General features: G+C 62.7%; 17 protein-coding genes. 6 read left to right on the top strand and 11 right to left on the bottom strand.

Annotated features, from left to right (window positions below; all coding sequences use genetic code 11):
- Positions 1 to 76: 76 nt before the first annotated feature.
- The 5 genes from AAHK20_RS07045 to AAHK20_RS07025 form a co-directional block, all read right to left on the bottom strand.
- Positions 77 to 1,297 (bottom strand): ABC transporter substrate-binding protein, encoded by a 1,221-nt coding sequence (locus AAHK20_RS07045; RefSeq protein ID WP_449180741.1) that lies wholly within the window; start codon positions 1,295 to 1,297, stop codon positions 77 to 79.
- A 107-nt stretch (positions 1,298 to 1,404) separates the two neighbouring features.
- On the bottom strand, positions 1,405 to 2,160 hold the full coding sequence (locus AAHK20_RS07040) for an ABC transporter ATP-binding protein (RefSeq protein ID WP_449180740.1): 756 nt from the start codon (positions 2,158 to 2,160) through the stop codon (positions 1,405 to 1,407).
- On the bottom strand, positions 2,157 to 2,936 hold the full coding sequence (locus tag AAHK20_RS07035; RefSeq protein ID WP_449180739.1) for an ABC transporter ATP-binding protein: 780 nt from the start codon (positions 2,934 to 2,936) through the stop codon (positions 2,157 to 2,159). Before AAHK20_RS07035 ends, AAHK20_RS07040 begins: the two co-directional genes overlap by 4 nt.
- Positions 2,937 to 3,302: 366 nt before the next feature.
- Positions 3,303 to 5,009: a GMC family oxidoreductase gene (locus AAHK20_RS07030; protein WP_449180738.1), complete on the bottom strand. Its 1,707-nt coding sequence runs from the start codon at positions 5,007 to 5,009 to the stop codon at positions 3,303 to 3,305.
- Positions 5,010 to 5,024: 15 nt separating this feature from the next.
- A complete protein-coding gene (locus tag AAHK20_RS07025) occupies positions 5,025 to 6,545 on the bottom strand; it encodes a CoA-acylating methylmalonate-semialdehyde dehydrogenase (RefSeq protein ID WP_449180737.1) in 1,521 nt (506 codons plus the stop codon).
- A 161-nt stretch (positions 6,546 to 6,706) separates the two neighbouring features.
- On the opposite strand from AAHK20_RS07025, the gene AAHK20_RS07020 reads away from it, so the two are divergent.
- Both AAHK20_RS07020 and AAHK20_RS07015 read left to right on the top strand, forming a co-directional pair.
- On the top strand, positions 6,707 to 7,606 hold the full coding sequence (locus AAHK20_RS07020; protein ID WP_449180736.1) for a LysR family transcriptional regulator: 900 nt from the start codon (positions 6,707 to 6,709) through the stop codon (positions 7,604 to 7,606).
- Positions 7,607 to 7,739: 133 nt separating this feature from the next.
- On the top strand, positions 7,740 to 8,273 hold the full coding sequence (locus tag AAHK20_RS07015) for a class IV adenylate cyclase (RefSeq protein WP_449180735.1): 534 nt from the start codon (positions 7,740 to 7,742) through the stop codon (positions 8,271 to 8,273).
- 13 nt (positions 8,274 to 8,286) lie between these two features.
- Here the strand turns inward: AAHK20_RS07015 and AAHK20_RS07010 are convergent, their stop codons facing one another.
- Complete coding sequence (locus AAHK20_RS07010; RefSeq protein ID WP_449180734.1) at positions 8,287 to 8,778, bottom strand: Lrp/AsnC family transcriptional regulator; 492 nt, start codon at positions 8,776 to 8,778, stop codon at positions 8,287 to 8,289.
- A 136-nt stretch (positions 8,779 to 8,914) separates the two neighbouring features.
- Here AAHK20_RS07010 and phhA point away from each other — a divergent pair, with 136 nt between their 5' ends.
- Both phhA and AAHK20_RS07000 read left to right on the top strand, forming a co-directional pair.
- Positions 8,915 to 9,805, top strand: coding sequence for a phenylalanine 4-monooxygenase (gene phhA / locus AAHK20_RS07005; RefSeq protein ID WP_449180733.1), 891 nt, complete (start codon positions 8,915 to 8,917; stop codon positions 9,803 to 9,805).
- A 101-nt stretch (positions 9,806 to 9,906) separates the two neighbouring features.
- Entirely contained in the window at positions 9,907 to 10,212 is a 306-nt protein-coding gene (locus tag AAHK20_RS07000; protein WP_449180732.1) for a 4a-hydroxytetrahydrobiopterin dehydratase, read from the top strand.
- 71 nt (positions 10,213 to 10,283) lie between these two features.
- On the opposite strand, the gene AAHK20_RS06995 is transcribed toward AAHK20_RS07000, so the two are convergent.
- A complete protein-coding gene (locus tag AAHK20_RS06995) occupies positions 10,284 to 10,508 on the bottom strand; it encodes a DUF3717 domain-containing protein (protein WP_449180731.1) in 225 nt (74 codons plus the stop codon).
- Positions 10,509 to 10,634: 126 nt separating this feature from the next.
- Here AAHK20_RS06995 and AAHK20_RS06990 point away from each other — a divergent pair, with 126 nt between their 5' ends.
- Positions 10,635 to 11,321: a response regulator transcription factor gene (locus tag AAHK20_RS06990; RefSeq protein ID WP_449180730.1), complete on the top strand. Its 687-nt coding sequence runs from the start codon at positions 10,635 to 10,637 to the stop codon at positions 11,319 to 11,321.
- Between the two features lie 174 nt (positions 11,322 to 11,495).
- The gene (locus AAHK20_RS06985; RefSeq protein ID WP_449180729.1) at positions 11,496 to 12,992 is read left to right on the top strand and encodes a sensor histidine kinase; all 1,497 of its coding nucleotides are present in this window, start codon (positions 11,496 to 11,498) and stop codon (positions 12,990 to 12,992) included.
- Between the two features lie 97 nt (positions 12,993 to 13,089).
- Here the strand turns inward: AAHK20_RS06985 and AAHK20_RS06980 are convergent, their stop codons facing one another.
- The 4 genes from AAHK20_RS06980 to AAHK20_RS06965 form a co-directional block, all read right to left on the bottom strand.
- Positions 13,090 to 13,581 (bottom strand): SET domain-containing protein, encoded by a 492-nt coding sequence (locus tag AAHK20_RS06980; RefSeq protein ID WP_449180728.1) that lies wholly within the window; start codon positions 13,579 to 13,581, stop codon positions 13,090 to 13,092.
- Between the two features lie 272 nt (positions 13,582 to 13,853).
- On the bottom strand, positions 13,854 to 14,966 hold the full coding sequence (locus tag AAHK20_RS06975; protein WP_449180727.1) for an NADH:flavin oxidoreductase/NADH oxidase: 1,113 nt from the start codon (positions 14,964 to 14,966) through the stop codon (positions 13,854 to 13,856).
- Between the two features lie 90 nt (positions 14,967 to 15,056).
- A complete protein-coding gene (locus tag AAHK20_RS06970; protein WP_449180726.1) occupies positions 15,057 to 15,785 on the bottom strand; it encodes a glutamine amidotransferase in 729 nt (242 codons plus the stop codon).
- A 98-nt stretch (positions 15,786 to 15,883) separates the two neighbouring features.
- A complete protein-coding gene (locus tag AAHK20_RS06965) occupies positions 15,884 to 16,528 on the bottom strand; it encodes a MarR family winged helix-turn-helix transcriptional regulator (RefSeq protein ID WP_449180725.1) in 645 nt (214 codons plus the stop codon).
- Positions 16,529 to 17,132: the final 604 nt, after the last annotated feature.

Genomic DNA, 17,132 nt, shown 5'->3' with positions numbered 1-17,132 from the left:
TCAGAGTCAGAACGGTGCGCCGCGTGGATCGGAGTCAGCACTGGCGCGCCAACCCCGAGCGAGCGCGCGCGCCGCATTACTTCCAGAGATCGCACTGCGTTTCAGCCTTGGTCCCAAATGCCTGATCACCGGGGATCGTCGCTTTGAGCGTGTAGTAGTCCCACGGCTTCTTCGATTCGGCCGGCGTCTTGACTTCGAACAGGTACATATCGTGGATCATGACGCCGTCCTGCCGAACGTAGCCCTTCGCATAGAAGTCGTCGATCTTCTGCTGCCGGACTTGCGCCATCACCTTGTCTGCATCCGTCGTACCGACAGCCTTCACCGCGTTCAGGTAATTCATCGTCGCCGAGTAGTCGGCGGCCTGGAGGCTCGACGGCATCTTCCCGGTCTTCGCGAAGTAGCGCTGCGCCCATTTGCGCGAGGCATCGTTCTGATCCCAGTACCAGCTGTCCGTGAGCAGCAGGCCCTGCGCCGTCGGCAGGCCGACGCTATTCACGTCGTCGATGAACATCAGCAGCGCGGCGATCTTCATCGTCTTGCCGATGCCGAACTCCTTCGCGGCCTTGATCGAATTCACGGTGTCGCCGCCCGCGTTTGCGAGGCCGAGCACCTGCGCCTTCGATGCCTGCGCTTGAAGCAGGAACGAAGAGAAATCCGAAGCCGACAGCGGATGGAACGCGTGGCCGAGCACCTTCCCGCCGCCCGCTTCGACGACCTTGGTCGTGTTGGCATCGAGCGACTTGCCAAAGGCGTAATCGGCGGTCAGGAAGTACCAGGTCTTGAGCCCCTGCTTCACGGTCGCGGAACCGGTGCCTTTCGCGAGCGCGGTCGTGTCGTAGGCGTAGTGAACGGTATAAGGCGTGCACTGTTTGTTCGTCAGCGCGTCGGTGCCTGCGCCGATCGAGAAGAACGGCCGCTTCTTTTCCTTGATCACGTCGTTCATCGCCAGGGCCGTCGCCGAATTCGTCCCGCCGACGAGCATGTCGAGGCCTTCGGTGTCGATCCATTTGCGCGCGGTCGTCGCAGCGATGTCGGCCTTGTTCTGGTGATCGGCGTAGAGCAGCTTGATTGGCTTGCCGTTGACCTTGCCGCCGAAGTCGTCGATTGCCATCTGGACGGCCGTCAGGCCGCCCTTGCCGTCGATGTCCGCGTACAGACCCGACAAGTCGGTGATGAAGCCGATCGTGACCTGGTTCTCGTCGGCCACGGCCTGCTGCAGCGGCGCGGCGGCCAGCCATGCGGCCGTCGTCAAAGCGAGTGATCCTGCGACGCGTGCGAGCAACTTCTTCTTCATTGGTCTACTCCTTCGTTCGTTGCGTTCTGGTTGTACGTACAAAGTCGAGCCCACGGGTCCCGCCGGCGCGCAAGCGCATCGGTCAGGACCAACGTGTCAAACTGGATTCACACACCGAGCAGATCGTGCAGCACGGGCATCTTGCTTTCGAGTTCGCTCGCACCGAAATGCTCGACGATGCGGCCGTGCTCCATCACATAGAAACGGTCCGCGAGCGGCGCGGCAAAACGGAAGTTCTGCTCGACCATCACCACCGTATAGCCGCGTTGCTTGAGCATCAGGATCATGCGCGCGAGCGCCTGCACGATGACGGGCGCGAGACCTTCCGAGATTTCGTCGAGCAAGAGCAGGTTCGCCCCCGTGCGCAGAATGCGCGCGACCGCGAGCATCTGCTGCTCGCCGCCCGAGAGGCGCGTGCCCTGACTCATCCGGCGTTCCTTGAGGTTCGGGAACATCTCGTAGATTTCGTCGAGCGACATCGCGTCTTTGCTCGCGCCGACCATCGGCGGCAGGATCAGGTTTTCCTCGCACGACAAGCTCGAAAAGATGCCCCGCTCTTCCGGGCAATAGCCGATCCCGCAGTGCGCGATCTTGTGCGTCGGCAAATCGATGGTCTCGCGCTCGCCGATGCGGATGGAGCCCGTGCGCCGTCCCGTCAGGCCCATGATCGCGCGCATGGTCGTGGTGCGCCCCGCGCCGTTGCGGCCGAGCAGCGTGACCACTTCGCCGCGGTTCACCTTCAAATCGACGCCATGCAGGATGTGCGATTCGCCGTACCACGCCTGCAGTCCGGCGATGGTCAGCGCGGGCGTGCCGGTCGCAGCGGCGACTACATCGACGTTTTCGCTCACGGCCTGGTTCATGCGTGCGTTCCCGTTAGCGCGGTATCGACGCTGCCCATATAAGCCTGCATCACGAGCGCGTTCTTCGATACTTCGGCGTAAGTGCCTTCAGCGAGCACTTCGCCGCGCTGCAGGACGGTGATCGTGTCGGAGATGCCCGCGATCACGTTCATGTTGTGTTCGACCATCAGGATCGTGCGGCCGCTCGACACTTTCTTGATCAACGCGGTCACGCGGTCGACGTCTTCGTGGCCCATCCCCTGCGTGGGCTCGTCGAGCAGCATCAGCTCGGGCTCCATCGCGAGCGTCGTCGCGATCTCGAGCGCGCGCTTACGGCCATATGACAGTTCGACGGTGAGCGTATCGGCGAAATCGGTCAGGCCCACTTGCGTGAGCAGATCGAGCGCCTCTTCATCGAGCTCTTTGAGCGAGCGTTCGCTCTTCCAGAAATGAAAGGCGGTGCCGAGCGAGCGCTGCAACGCGACGCGCACGTTCTGCAAGACCGTCATGTGCGGAAATACGGCGGATATCTGGAACGAGCGGATGATGCCGCGCCGCGCGATCTGCGCAGGACGCTCTCCCGTGATATCCACACCGTTGAACACGATCTGCCCTGCGGTAGGCCGCAAAAACTTGGTGAGCAGATTGAAGCAGGTGGTCTTGCCCGCGCCGTTCGGCCCGATCAATGCATGAATCGAGCCGCGGCGCACGCGCAAGTTGACGCCGTTGACAGCGGTGAATCCTTTGAATTCTTTGGTCAGCCCGCGCGTTTCGAGAATCGTGTCGCCGAGAATCATGTCCCCTTCCGTGCGAAGTCAGGCGATGCACTGCTAGGTTGCGCGCCGATCGCGCAGCACCAGGTTACGACAGGTGCCGGTCGGGCCCCCGCTTTTTATGACGTGGTGCATCAATACGGACGATCGTCCCTACCGCACCACGCGGTACGGCGCCATTGTCTCGCCAATGATGCACCGCAATCATTGGGATTTGCACTAGGGTCGGTTTACCTATGAATAACAAAGCGAACGCCTTTTGTGCATGACATTGAAAGCCATGTAATTGCGTTTTACGCAATTGCATGCGAGTTCATCCAATAGACAGAATCGGCTGCATGAGCGCGTTATTGCGCGCGACGTGCACTCAATGACGCGCACTCACTGTCATCAGACGGACACGCTCGCGCCATGTGTCGAAGGCGATTGAGCTTGCGTTCCCGACACCCGCGCTTTGCGATCCTCGCGAATCATTGCGCTGGCTCGCTCGGCGATCATCAGCGTTGGCGAATTCGTATTGCCCGATGTAATGACCGGCATCACCGATGCATCGACCACTCGCAATCCTTCCAATCCGATGACACGCAAACGCGCATCGACCACCGCCGCCGGATCGTCGACGGTGCCCATGCGGCATGTGCCGACCGGATGAAAGATCGTCGTGCCGACTTCGCCCGCGGCTTTGACGAGCTCCTCTTCCGTTTGGAACTGCAGCCCCGGCAGGATTTCTTTCGGAGCGTAACGTGCGAGCGCGGGCGAACCGGCGATGCGCCGCGTAAGACGCAACGCGTTGGCGGCAACATGACGATCGCGTTCCGTCGACAGATAATTCGGCGCGATCAACGGCGGCTTGCGCGGATCGCGTGAATCGATGTGTATCGTGCCGCGCGAAGTCGGACGCAAATTGCACGCGGACGCCGTGAACGCATTGAAGCGATGCAGCGGCTCGCCGAAGCGATCGAGCGAAAGCGGCTGCACGTGGTACTCGATATCGGAGCGCGTAATCGTTGGATCGTCGGGATCGGACTTCGCGAACACACCGAGCTGAGACGGCGCCATCGACATCGGACCGCTTTGCGTGAGCGCGTATTGCATGCCGATCATCAGCTTGCCCCACCAATGCGCGGCCATCGTGTTGAGCGTGCGTACGCCGCTTACTTGAAACGCAGCGCGCAATTGCAAATGGTCTTGCAGGTTTTCGCCGACGCCGCGCAGATCCTGCACGACATCGATGCCGAGCTTATGCAGATGCGCCCCATTGCCGACGCCCGATAGCTCGAGCAACTGCGGCGAATTCACGGCACCCGCGCTCAATACCACCTCACAGCGCGCTTTCGCAACGAAGTCGATATCGCCCGCCACGCCGCCGCGATACTCGACGCCAACACAGCGCTTGCCTTCGAACACAAGGCGCTGCGTCAGCGCACCCGTGATGATCGTGAGATTGCCCCGTTGCAAAGCTGGACGCAGAAACGCTTTCGACGCATTCCAACGAATGCCGCGCTTCTGATTGACGTCGAAGTAGCCGACACCGGTGTTGTCGCCGCGATTGAAATCGTCGGTGGCGGGAATGCCCGCTTGCTGCGCAGCGTCGGCAAACGATTCGAGGATCTGCCATTTCAGACGCTGCTTCTCGACGCGCCACATACCGCCCGCGCCATGCCACTGATTCGCGCCGCCGTGATGATCCTCGCTGCGCTTGAAAACCGGCAGCACGGCATCCCAGCTCCACGATGCATCGCCTGTGATACGCGCCCACTCGTCGTAGTCTTCGCGCTGGCCGCGCATGTAGATCATGCCGTTGATCGACGACGAGCCGCCGAGCACGCGGCCGCGCGGATACGACAGCGCGCGCCCGTTCAATCCTGCTTCCGCCTGCGTCTTGTAGAGCCAATCGGTACGTGGATTACCGATGCAATACAAATAGCCAACGGGGATATGAATCCAGTGATAGTCGTCCTTGCCGCCCGCTTCGAGCAGCAACACGCTGACATCCGGGTCTTCGGTGAGGCGATTCGCGAGCACGCATCCAGCCGTGCCCGCGCCGACCACGATGTAGTCGAACTCGCCTTCTAGCGTAGGCGCTTGGGTTGTCATATGAGCGCCTTAGCCTTACTTCGCCACCGGCATCGTGAACTCCGCACCCTTCGCGATGCTGTCGGGCCAGCGTTGCATGATGCTCTTGTAGCGCGTGTAGAACCGCACGCCTTCCTCGCCGTACGCGTGATGGTCGCCGAACAGCGACTTCTTCCAGCCGCCGAACGAATGCCACGCCATCGGCACCGGAATCGGCACGTTGATGCCGACCATGCCGATCTGGATTTGCCGCGAGAACGCGCGCGCGATGCCGCCATCGGACGTAAAGCACGAGACACCGTTGGCGAACTCGTTGGCGTTGATCAGTTCGACCGCCGACGCGAAATCCGGCACGCGCACGACGCACAGCACCGGCCCGAAGATCTCCTCGCGATAGATCGTCATATCGGTCTTCACATCGTCGAACAGCGAGCCGCCAAGGAAGAAGCCTTCCTCATGACCTGGGACCTTGTGACCGCGGCCGTCGACCACGAGCTTCGCACCCGCCGCCACGCCCGCGTCGATATAGCCCGACACCTTCGCGCGATGCGCGCCCGTCACGAGCGGGCCCATCTCGGCGTCGGCTTCCATGCCGTTCTTGATCTTGAGCGCCTTCACGCGCGGCGTGAGCCTGTCGATCAGCTCGTCGGCGATATGGCCGACCGCCACCGCCACCGAAATCGCCATGCAGCGCTCGCCCGCCGAACCGTAGGCCGCGCCGATGAGCGCGTCGACGGCCTGGTCGAGATCCGCATCGGGCATCACGACGAGATGGTTCTTCGCGCCGCCGAGCGCCTGCACCCGCTTGCCGTGTTTCGTGCCTTCGTTGTGGATGTATTGCGCGATCGGTGTCGAGCCGACGAACGACAGCGCTTCGACATCGGGATGTTCGAGCAGCGCATCGACGGCCGCCTTGTCGCCATGCACGACATTGAACACGCCATCGGGCAAGCCCGCTTCCTTGAGCAATTCGGCGAGACGAATCGAGCAGGACGGATCGCGCTCCGACGGCTTCAGCACGAACGTGTTGCCGCACGCGATCGCGATCGGAAACATCCAGCACGGCACCATCATCGGGAAATTGAACGGCGTGATGCCGGCGACGACGCCAAGCGGCTGACGCAGATTCCAGTTATCGATGCCGCCGCCGATCTGATCGGTGAAATCGGTCTTCAAGAGATTCGGAATGCCGCACGCAAACTCGACGATCTCGATGCCGCGCATCACTTCGCCTTGCGCGTCGGAGAACACCTTGCCGTGTTCCTTCGTAATCAGTTCCGCGAGCTCGTTGTGATGTTCGTCGAGCAGCTGCTTGAACTTGAACATCACGCGCGCACGCTTGATCGGCGCGACCTCGCTCCACGTCGGAAACGCCGCCTTCGCGGCAGCCACCGCTGCGGCGACTTCGTCGACGCCCGCCAGCGGCACGCGCGTGGCAACCGAGCCGAGCGCCGGATTGAACACATCGCCAAAACGGCCGCTCTTGCCGGCCACCGTGCTGCCGCCGATGAAATGGGTCAACTCGCGCACGCGTGCGCCTTTGTCTGCCTCGCTCATGTGTCTCCTCACTGGGTGCATTAAATGGACACGCCGCCTGCTGCGCCGCGTCATTAAAGGCTGTCCGCCGGATCCGTTTGAATCCAAGCGTACGCGGCATCGCGCCGCGAAATCCAATGAGTAATGCTCAATTGCGATATAAGGCGCGCTAATATCAGCGGATGGACCTGATACTGCTCCGCGCCTTCGCGACGGTCGCGCGCACCGGCAACCTGACGCGCGCCGCCGTGCAGCTGCACCTGACGCAGCCCGCCGTCAGCCTGCAAATCAAGAATCTGCAGGAAGCGCTGGGCGTGGCGCTGTTTTCGCGCACGTCGCATGGGCTCACGCTCACGCGCGACGGCCAGGCGCTCCTGCCGCACGCCGAACGCGCGCTCGCGGCGGCCGGCGACGTCGAGCGCGCAGCGGCCACGCTGCGTCAGGAAGTGCGCGGGCGTCTGCGCATCGGCACGATCCTCGATCCCGCGTTTTTGCGGCTCGGCGGTTTCCTCAGACAGCTGGTCGAAACCTATCCGCAGATGGAAACCGCCTTGAGGCACGGCATGTCGGGCTGGGTGCTCGACCAGATCCGCTCGCGCGAGCTCGATGTCGGCTACTACATCGGCGACCCCGCTGAAGACGACGCCCGCGAGCACGATCTCTTTCGCTCCGCGACGCTCATCCGCTTTCAATACCGCGTGCTCGCGCCGGCCGGTTGGAAGGACCGAGTGAGCCGCGCACGCGACTGGCGCGCGCTCGCCGCGCTGCCGTGGATCTGGACGCCGCCCGCGTCCGCGCATCACCGGCTGCTGTCGCGGCGTTTCGCCGAAGCGGGCGTGACGCCGGTCAAAGTCGCGGAAGTGGATCAGGAGCCGTCGATGCTCGACCTCGTCAAATCGGGCGTCGGACTCACGCTAGCGCGCGACTCGATCGCGCTCGCCGAGGCGCACGCGCACGCGCTGACGATCGTCGAAGGCGTGACGGTGCCGACCCAGCTCACGTTCGTCACGCTCGCCGAGCGTCAGGACGAGCCGGCGATCGCCGCGGCGTTCAAGCTCATCGAGCAGCAATGGGCGATATGAGCCGCGCTGATGAATGAGGCGTCCGGCACCGACTAATACGACGAGCATCGGCAATATTTGCTAGATTCGTGGTTCGCGCTTCGCGCGTCCCCCCTCGCGTTGTTCTCCTTCCCCTTCTCGTCAGGAGCCTCAGATGGCACGCAACATCGAAATCAAAGCCCGCGCCCAGCAGTTCGAACAACTGCGCGAACGCGCCGCCGAACTTTCGTCCGAGGCTCCGTTGATCTTCCGCCAGCAGGACTTCTTCTACGATGTGCCGCGCGGGCGCCTGAAGCTGCGCCAATTCGACGACGGCACGCCGGCCGAGCTGATCTTCTATCAGCGCGACGATCGCGACGGCCCGAAGGCGTCGTACTACACGCGGAGCCCGGTCACGAACCCCGAGGCGATGCACTCGCTGCTCGCCACGGCGCTCACGACGCGCGGCATCGTCACGAAAGAACGTCACGTCTATTTGGCGGGACGCACACGTATCCATTTGGATCGCGTCGACGGACTAGGCGATTTCGTCGAACTCGAAGTGGTGCTCGCACCCGACGATGACGAGGAAGGCGGCGAGGCCGAAGCGCACGCAGTGTTTGCGAAGCTCGGGGTGCCGACGTCGGATCTTGTCGCGGTCGCTTACGTCGATTTGCTCAATCCGGCACAGGTGGACCAAGCGGCTTGAGTGTTCATATCAATCACGCCGCTCCGGCCCCCGGCGACAAGTGGCCGAGCGGCAATGGCCCATTGCGCTTGAACGTGGTGAGCACGATGTTCGAGCGCACGCTGTCGACACCCGGCACCTGCATCAGTTTCTTCATCACGAACGACGAGAGCGCGTTCAAATCCGGCGCGACGATCCGCAGCAGATAGTCCGCGTCGCCGACCACCGCATGGCATTCGAGCACTTCGGGCAGCACGTCGATCTGCTGCTGGAACTTCTCGATGATCGAATCGCCGTGATGCTTGAGTTTCAGGCTCGTGAACGCCGTGACGCCGAGCCCGAGCTTTTCGGGGCGCAGCACGACCCGATAGCCGTCGATCACCCCCGCCGCCTCTAGCCGCTGCAGCCGCCGCCCGATCTGCGACGGCGACAGCGGAACCTGCTCGCCGAGTTGCTGATGCGTGGCGCGTCCGAAGCGCTGGAGCACATCCAGCAGCGCCAAATCGAAGTGATCGAGTTCCACCATGAGCATTTCCCGCATGAATTCGAAAATAACGCGCGATTATTGCATATCAAGGCGATAACACGCTTCGATTGCGCCCTTTCCGCGAACAGCCCGCACTACACTTGCATGCACTCGATTTCACGAATGCAGCAAGACCATGTCCGCCGCCGTCACCGCCAAACTCCAAGAACAATTTGAAGCCGGACTCGAAACCCGCGCCGACTTCACCATCGACCAGCCGATCGACCGCTACTCCGCCGCCGACCACGCGGTATGGCGCCAGCTTTATACGCGGCAAACGGCGCTGCTCGAAGGCCGCGTGTGCGACGCGTTTCTGGAAGGCGTGGCGCGGCTGAATGTGTTGGCGCAATCCGTGCCCTCGTTCGAATCGATCAATCGTCAGTTGAAGCCGGCGACGGGTTGGGAAATCGTCGCGGTGCCCGGCCTCGTGCCGGACCGCGTGTTCTTCGAACATCTGGCGAACCGCCGCTTTCCCGTCACCTGGTGGATGCGCCGCCCGGACCAGCTCGACTACCTGCAAGAGCCCGACTGCTTCCACGACCTGTTCGGTCACGTGCCGCTCTTGATCCAGCCGATCTTCGCCGATTACATGCACGCCTATGGCCGCGCCGCGCTCGCGTCAAGCGACGCCGGCGCCCTGCCGCTACTCGCGCGGCTCTACTGGTACACGGTGGAATTCGGTCTCATCCGCGCTTCGGACAGTCCCAATGGTGTGCAGATCTACGGCGCGGGCATCGTGTCGAGCCGAGGGGAAACGATCTACAGCCAGCAAAGCGCCGCGCCTAACCGGCTCGCGTTCGATCTCGAACGCGTCATGCGTACGCGCTATCGCATCGACACGTTTCAAAAGACCTATTTCGTCATCGACGATTTCGAGCAGCTCTTCGACGTTGCACGCACCGACTTCACGCCGCTCCTGGCCAAGCTCGCCGATGCCCCCGCGCTTGCGGCGGGCGACGTGCTCGCCACCGATCGCTTAATCACCCGCGGCACGCAGGAAGGCTGGAAGCCCGACGGCGACATCTGAGGCGCAGCCCTGCAGGCGCCTGCCTTCTGTGAAAAAATGTTTGGACCGTTGCGGACGTCTGAGAGCGTCCGCACCCCATCAAAGCCCATAGAGGTGACGAAATGATCCACAAGCTGACTTCCGAAGAACGTTCCACGCAACTCGCGCAACTGCACGGCTGGCAGGCTGTCACGGGCCGCGATGCGATCCATCGTCAATTCAAGTTCGCCGACTTCAACGAAGCGTTTGGCTTCATGACGCGTGTGGCGATCAAGGCGCAGGAGATGAATCACCACCCGGAATGGTTCAACGTCTACCACACGGTGGACATCACGCTGTCGACGCACGAAGCGAACGGTCTCACCGAACGGGACGTGGCGCTCGCGCGTTTTATCGACGAAGTCGCGAAATCGATGCAACGCGCATGAGATCACGCCGCATCGTCGGCACACAGCCGTGAAAGCGATTTGCAGGTAATTCGGGGTCGAAACGCCGCTTTCTATAGGCCATTCTTAAGGCGGACGTAAGATTCCCACGCCTCGCGTGCAAACGGCTCCAAACCTTCCGGCGACAGAGTGGTCTGACGCTGTACAATCATCAGCGCATACGGCTTGGAGAGCGCGCTTGCCTCTTTGCATAAGCTGAGTTCATCGCCGCTCGAAGGCGAACGGGTGCGCCAGAAATTGATCGCGGCTTCTAGTTCGTTGATCGTAATATTGGACATGATTTTTGAGATCGTTCCTTGGCCGCCTGCTCGAAACCGACGCGCGGCGGCGTGCTCCCAGCAGAGACGGCGCACCGGCGAACCGCGTGCTTCTAAGGCCTAACCCATTGTACTTGAGCGAAATCCATGCGACTCCTTCTGATCGAAGATGACCGCCCCATCGCGCGCGGTATTCAAAGCAGTCTTGAACAAGCCGGCTTCACCGTCGACATGGTCCACGACGGCATCTTTGCTGAACAAGCCCTCACGCAAAACCGCCACGAGCTGGTGATTCTCGATCTCGGCCTGCCGGGCATCGACGGCATGACGCTCCTGTCGCGTTTCCGCCAGAGCAACCGCCACACCCCCGTGATCGTGCTGACCGCGCGCGACGAGTTGAACGACCGCGTTCAGGGCCTCAATTCAGGCGCCGACGACTACATGCTCAAGCCGTTCGAGCCGGCCGAACTCGAAGCGCGCATCCGCGCGGTGATGCGCCGCAGCGGCCCGCACAGCGATATGCCGCGTCCGGAAGTGTCGTTGGGTGGCGTGCGCTTGTCGGGCGTCGATCGCCGCATCTTCAACGACGACAAGGCGCTCGAACTGTCGCCGCGCGAATTCGCCGTGCTCGAGATGCTGCTGCTGCGCCATGGCCGCGTCGTGAGCAAGGCCCAGCTGCAAGATCACCTGACGCATTTCGGCGGCGATCTCGGCGACACCGCGATCGAAGTCTACGTGCACCGCGTGCGCAAGAAACTCGAAAACTGCCGCGTCGAAATCGTCACGGTGCGCGGCTTCGGCTATCTGCTGCAGGAAATCCGCCAGGCTTCTTGAGCCGGCAGACCGTTATAACCCCGGATTGAGCCTTGGCCCGCCATTGCGCCGCGTATTTCATGCGCGGCGCCGTCGCGAATCACAGGGTCCTCCGGGGTTTTCTACTTCGCAAGACTGAAATGAAACAGCCCCCGCGCTCACTGCTTGCTGTGCATGAGGCCGGTGCTTACTGACATGCCCCACGCCGCCGCGAATAGCCTGCGCCGCTCGCTGCTGCGGCGCTTAGCCGCCCCGCTGTCGCTGCTCGCACTGATGAGCGGCCTGATCGCGTATTGGCTCGCGTGGCAGTACACGCAGCACGTCATCGACCGATCGCTCGCCGATCTCGCCACCGCGATCTCGAAGCAGATTCAGATCGCCGGTCCCGACGCGCCGATCACCGTTCCGCCGCTTGCGCAGGCCATGTTCTCCGACCCGACTGAGAACTTGATCTACCGGATCAGCGACGGCGAAAACGAAATCGCCGGCGACCCGAAGCTGCCGCTATTCGGCTCGAACGTGCGGCGCATGCACTATGCGTACGCGTTCGAGGCGCAGCATCAGGGCGTGAGCGTGCGAGTCGCGCAGGTTCGAGTGAATCAGGCAGGCGGCAATCCGATGATCGTCGAGGTTGCACAGCCGGTGCGGCATCGTTTCCGGATTGCCGCCGAGTTTCTCGTCGCGATCATGATGCCGCTGTTGCTGTTGCTGCTCGCGGGCTGGGTCATCGTCTGGCGTGTCGTCAATCAGCAGCTCAATCCGCTGACGGATCTCGCCGACTCGCTCAACCGACAGACCCACACGTCGCTCGAACCCGTCGACGAAACCTACGTGCCGGTCGAGATCCGGCCATTGACCAGTGCGCTGAACGCGCTGCTCGAACGCCTGAAGACCGCGCTCGACGCGCAGCGCAAATTCATCGCCGACGCCGCGCATCAACTGCGCACGCCGCTCACCGCCGTGAAGCTGCATGCGGAACAGGCCGCGAACGCACGTGACCCGGCGCAGACGATCGCCGCCGTGTGCGAGCTGCGCGCCGCGGCCGATCGCGCCGTGCGCCTGTCGAACCAGCTTCTCTCGCTCGCACGCGCGGAACCGGGCGCGCAGGCCGCGCGCTTCGTCGACGTCGACCTCGCCGCCCTCGCGTTCGAAACCGGCGCGGAATGGGTGCCGCGCGCGCTTGCGGCGCATGTCGACCTCGGCTTCCAGCGCCTCGACGATCCCGCGAACGACAGCCCGCTCGTCGCGCGCGGCAATCCCGTCTTGCTACGCGAGGTGATCGCGAATCTGCTCGACAACGCGTTGAAGTACGTCCCGCCGGCACGCCTGGATGGCGGCAGGATCACCGTCAGCGTCGCGAAGGTGACGATCGACGCCATCGCGTACGCGGAAATCATCGTCGAGGACAACGGCTCGGGCGTGCCCGGCAATCAGCAAGCCGATCTCTTCAAGCGCTTTTTCCGCGGCGATGGGCAGACCGTGATCGGAACCGGCGTCGATGGCGGTGCGGGCCTCGGGCTGGCGATCGTCCACGACATCATGGTCTTGCACGGCGGCAGCGTGCAGTATGCCGACGCGCCCGAAGGCGGAGCGCGCTTTATCCTGCGTGTGCCGCTTGTCGCGTCCGCACGCGCGGACGATACGGCGGCCGCCAAAAGAAAATCGGCGCAACATGCGCCGATCGATCTGTGAAGCCGCTGCTTGAATCACGCTTGCCTGATTCGAGCAGCCAACGAGAAAAACGCGAGAAACCCGCTCAGCTTCGTGAGCGAGCAACCTTGGCGCGAAGCTACTCTTTCTTCTTGCGCTTCTTTTCTTTCTCTTTGTCCTTCTCTTCCGTCGCAGCGAGCATCGTGCCGCGACACTTGCGCGCGCCGCAGCGGCATTCGTACTCGCGCTTGAGCTTTTTCGTCTGACGCGCATCGATCACGAGACCGTAGTCGTAGAACAGCTCTTCGTCCGCATCGATGTTGCGCAGCGCGTGGATGAACACGCGTCCGTCCAGCTCTTCCGCTTCGCAGTTCGGCGCGCACGAGTGGTTGATCCAGCGCGCGCTGTTGCCGTTCACTTTGCCGTCGATCACACGACCGTCTTCGAGCGCGAAGTAAAACGTGTGATTCGGCTCATCAGGGTTGTGCGGATGCCGACGCAGTGCCTCCTTCCACGAGATCCGTTCACCCTTGTATTCCAGCAAACGTTCGCCGGCCTTGATCGGCTCCACGGCGAACACGCCCTTGCCGTGCACACCCGATTGGCGCACGACCGTCCTGCGTGAACTCATCGACGAATCCTTTGTAAAACTGCAACCGGCCACCGCCGGCCGGCATGTGCCGCGCGTGAGTGCTCTGCGTGGGGCCGCAGTAAGTGCTGAAGCACTCGCTCCGACCGACTGCTGAAGCGCTAACTCGGATGGACATAGAAAACGCGGCGCCGAGCGGGCGCCGCGTGAACGTGCGACGCGAGCGCGTCACAACCGGCATCGTACACGGTCGAGACAGCTTAATTCAACCTTGTGCGCCGCTTCCTGCGAGCGCGGCCCAACACGATTGAACGTCAACGCTGCCCGAACGAAATATCGCCGAACAACGCCTTCTGATCACGCGGCTGCGAACGCCAGTATTGCGGCGGCGCCTCGACCGTCGCGCCGAGCTGCGCAGCGGCATGCCATGGCCACCGCGGATCGTAGAGCATCGCGCGCGCCATCGCGACGCAATCGGCCTTGCCCGATTCGATCAACTCGTTCGCCTGCACCGGATCGGTAATCAGGCCGACGGCGATCGTCGTGATGCCGGTCTCCTTCTTGACGGCTTCAGCGAACGGCACTTGATAGCCGGGGCTCAGCGGAATCTTCTGCAGCGGCGATACGCCACCCGACGACGTATCGATCCAATCGCAGCCGCGCTTTTTCAGTTCGTGCGCAAACGCGATCGTATCGTCGAGCGTCCAGCCGCCGTCGACCCAATCGGACGCCGACACGCGCACGCCGACCGGCTTGTCGGCCGGAAACGCCGCGCGCACGATCTCGAAGATCTCGAGCGGGAAGCGCATGCGGTTTTCGCGCGAGCCGCCGTATTCGTCAGTGCGCTGATTCGCGAGCGGCGAGAGAAATTGGTGCAGCAGATAGCCGTGCGCGCCGTGCACTTCGAGCGCGTCGATGCCGAGACGCGCGGCGCGCCGGGCCGTGGCGGCGAAGGCTTCGCGGATGCGATTGAGGCCGGCGGTATCGAGCGCGAGCGGCGGCAGCTCGTCGGGCTTGTGGGCAATCGCCGATGGTGCGTGCGTCATCCAGCCACCCTCGGCCACCGGAATCAGTTGGCCGCCATCCCACGGAACATGGCTCGAAGCCTTACGCCCGGCGTGCGAGAGCTGCATCGTGACGCATATCTTCGAGTGCTTGCGAATTGCCGCGAGCACCGGCACGAGCGCCCGCTCGGTCACGTCGTCCCACAGACCGAGACAGCCGGGCGTGATGCGCCCGTCAGGCTCGACGGCCGTCGCTTCGATGCACAACATGCCCGCGCCCGACATCGCGAGATGACCGAGATGGATCATGTGCCACTCAGTCGCCTCGCCGCGTTCGGCGGAGTACTGGCACATCGGAGAGACAACGATGCGGTTCGGAAGCGTCACGCTACGCAGCGTGAGCGGAGAAAACAACGCGGCCATGGAAATCTCCGGCGGGACTCACCCGATGGGACAGAGAAGCGCCCGAGCATAGCACGCGAGTTTTATGCTTGCTGACCGCGGTCCCGGCGCCTATTTGCCGTGCTTCGCCGAGCCCGCCGTGTCGAGCCATTCATCGAAGGTTTTGCGCGCGGCGACCTCGAGCTCAGGGCCGAAACGGGCCATGTCGGCACGCAGTTGCTGAGCGTCGACACCCGGCGTCGCGGCGATTTCTCCCGCGTTGCCGATAAGCCAGGGCTCGAACCGTTCAGCGCGAATTTCCGGATGGCATTGAAACCCGAGCACGTGATCGCCCCACGAGAACGCCTGGTTTTCACAAACTGGCGTGGAGGCAAGATGCGTGGCGCCGGCCGGAAGGTCGAAGGTGTCGCCGTGCCAATGGAACATTGAGGTATGCGCGCCGTCGAGATGGCGCAGCGGCGAAGCCTGTCCAGCGGCGCTCAGCGTGAGCGGGCTCCAGCCGAGCTCCTTGGTTGCCGCCGGATAGACGCGCGCCCCGAGCACGCGCGCGATCAGTTGCGCGCCGAGGCAAATGCCGAGCGTCGGAAGCCCGGCGGCGATGCGTTTTTCGAGCAGGGAAAGAATCGGCCTGAGCGTCGGGTAAGCGGCGTCGTCAAACGCGCTGATCGGCCCGCCGAGCACCACCGTCAGCGTTGCCGCGACCGGGTCCGGCGCATCGAGGCGCGCCAGGCCGACGTTCAGATAGCGCGGCGCCACGCCGCGCTCACCCAGCACGCGTTCGAGCGTCCCTAAATCCTCGAAGTACACATGGCGAATAGCCAACGCTTCGCGATTCTTCAAGGCTCAGCTCCCCGCGACGAGTTCGAACGAGCATTCGAGCGACGGCGCCGACAGCCAGGCGGCCGGCGCGCGACCGGCTCGCCTGCGACCAAGCGCCATCAGCCTTGCTGCGCGAAAATCTTCCAGGTCTTTTTCTGCGTGCCGACGTCGGCTTCTTCGTGGACCGAACAATCGAGTCGCAAGTCCGTATCCGCAAACGACAGCTCGAGCAGCTTGCAGCGATGCGGCGTCTTCTTCGGATTCTTGCTCGGCTCGAAGTGCGAGCAAGTCACGCACATCCGGTGCTGCGGAATGTCGCCCTGCACTTGCAGCTGGCGAATCATCTTCAGCAGCGTGCGATAGAACACCGCCTGTTCTTCGTCGCGCAGCGTGCCGATCGCTTCGGACAGGAAGTCCGGCCACTGCACCGCGCGCTTGGCCGCGGTACGGCCACGGGCCGTCAAACGCACGGCCAGTGCGCGGCCGTCGTCGAGCGCGCGGCGCTTTTCGACCAGGCCCTTGGTTTCGAGCGTGCTGACCGCATCGCTCGTGGTCGCGGCGGTCAACGCCGTTTCACGTGCGATCTCCCCCAAGCGCATCGGACCCTTGCGTTGCATCAGCAAAACGAGGATCTCGCCCTGGGTCGGCGTCAGGCCGGCGCCTTCGGCCCACTCCCATGCCTGGCTGCGCATGGCCGTGCTCAACCGTAACAGGCTGTGCGTCACGCGCCCGGTTGCTTGCTCTCCGTATACACCTTCGCTCATAGTCTTTCGTTCGCTATTGACAGCGTGCTGCTGTTTAGTCGACCGCGTGGCGCCTCGCGCCTACGGCCTGCCGTGGGGCGGCTCGCCGCGGTTTTTTCGCGGGCGGACCGATTTTACTATCTCATAAATTTTGCGCTGCTTGAGCTTCAAAAACTGCGCTTTGAGGCTCGCTGCGCGCCGCACTCTTCGGCGATGCGCCTTGCGTTATACCCGATCGCCGAGTCATCCGCATGACTTCACGCCGCAACAAAACCGTCATTCTATTCGAGAGCGGAGAATCGTACAGCTAAGTTATTCAGTGAAAGTTGTGGATAACCTTGGGACAACTGCTGGGACTGATTGTGCGTGAATTCTTGATAACGTCAAGGTGCGACGTAAACGTCATCGAAGTTATCCCGTCGTCAGGCCGCAATCAAGCGCTTCGCCCACGAGGTTATCGTTTACGCAGCCCATTGAGTTTACGCCGAATTTTGCGGTTTTCCACAGGCGGGCACGGCCCTTGTTAACTATTACTACGTATGTATACGTAAACTTTAAGAAAACCTAAGGGAACGGCTGTCGGTATACGCGGAACCGAAAAAAAACCTGATGCAGTTCCTTAAAA

The organism is Trinickia camelliae, assembly GCF_053525655.1.
This window is presented reverse-complemented; position numbering and strand designations above follow the sequence as displayed.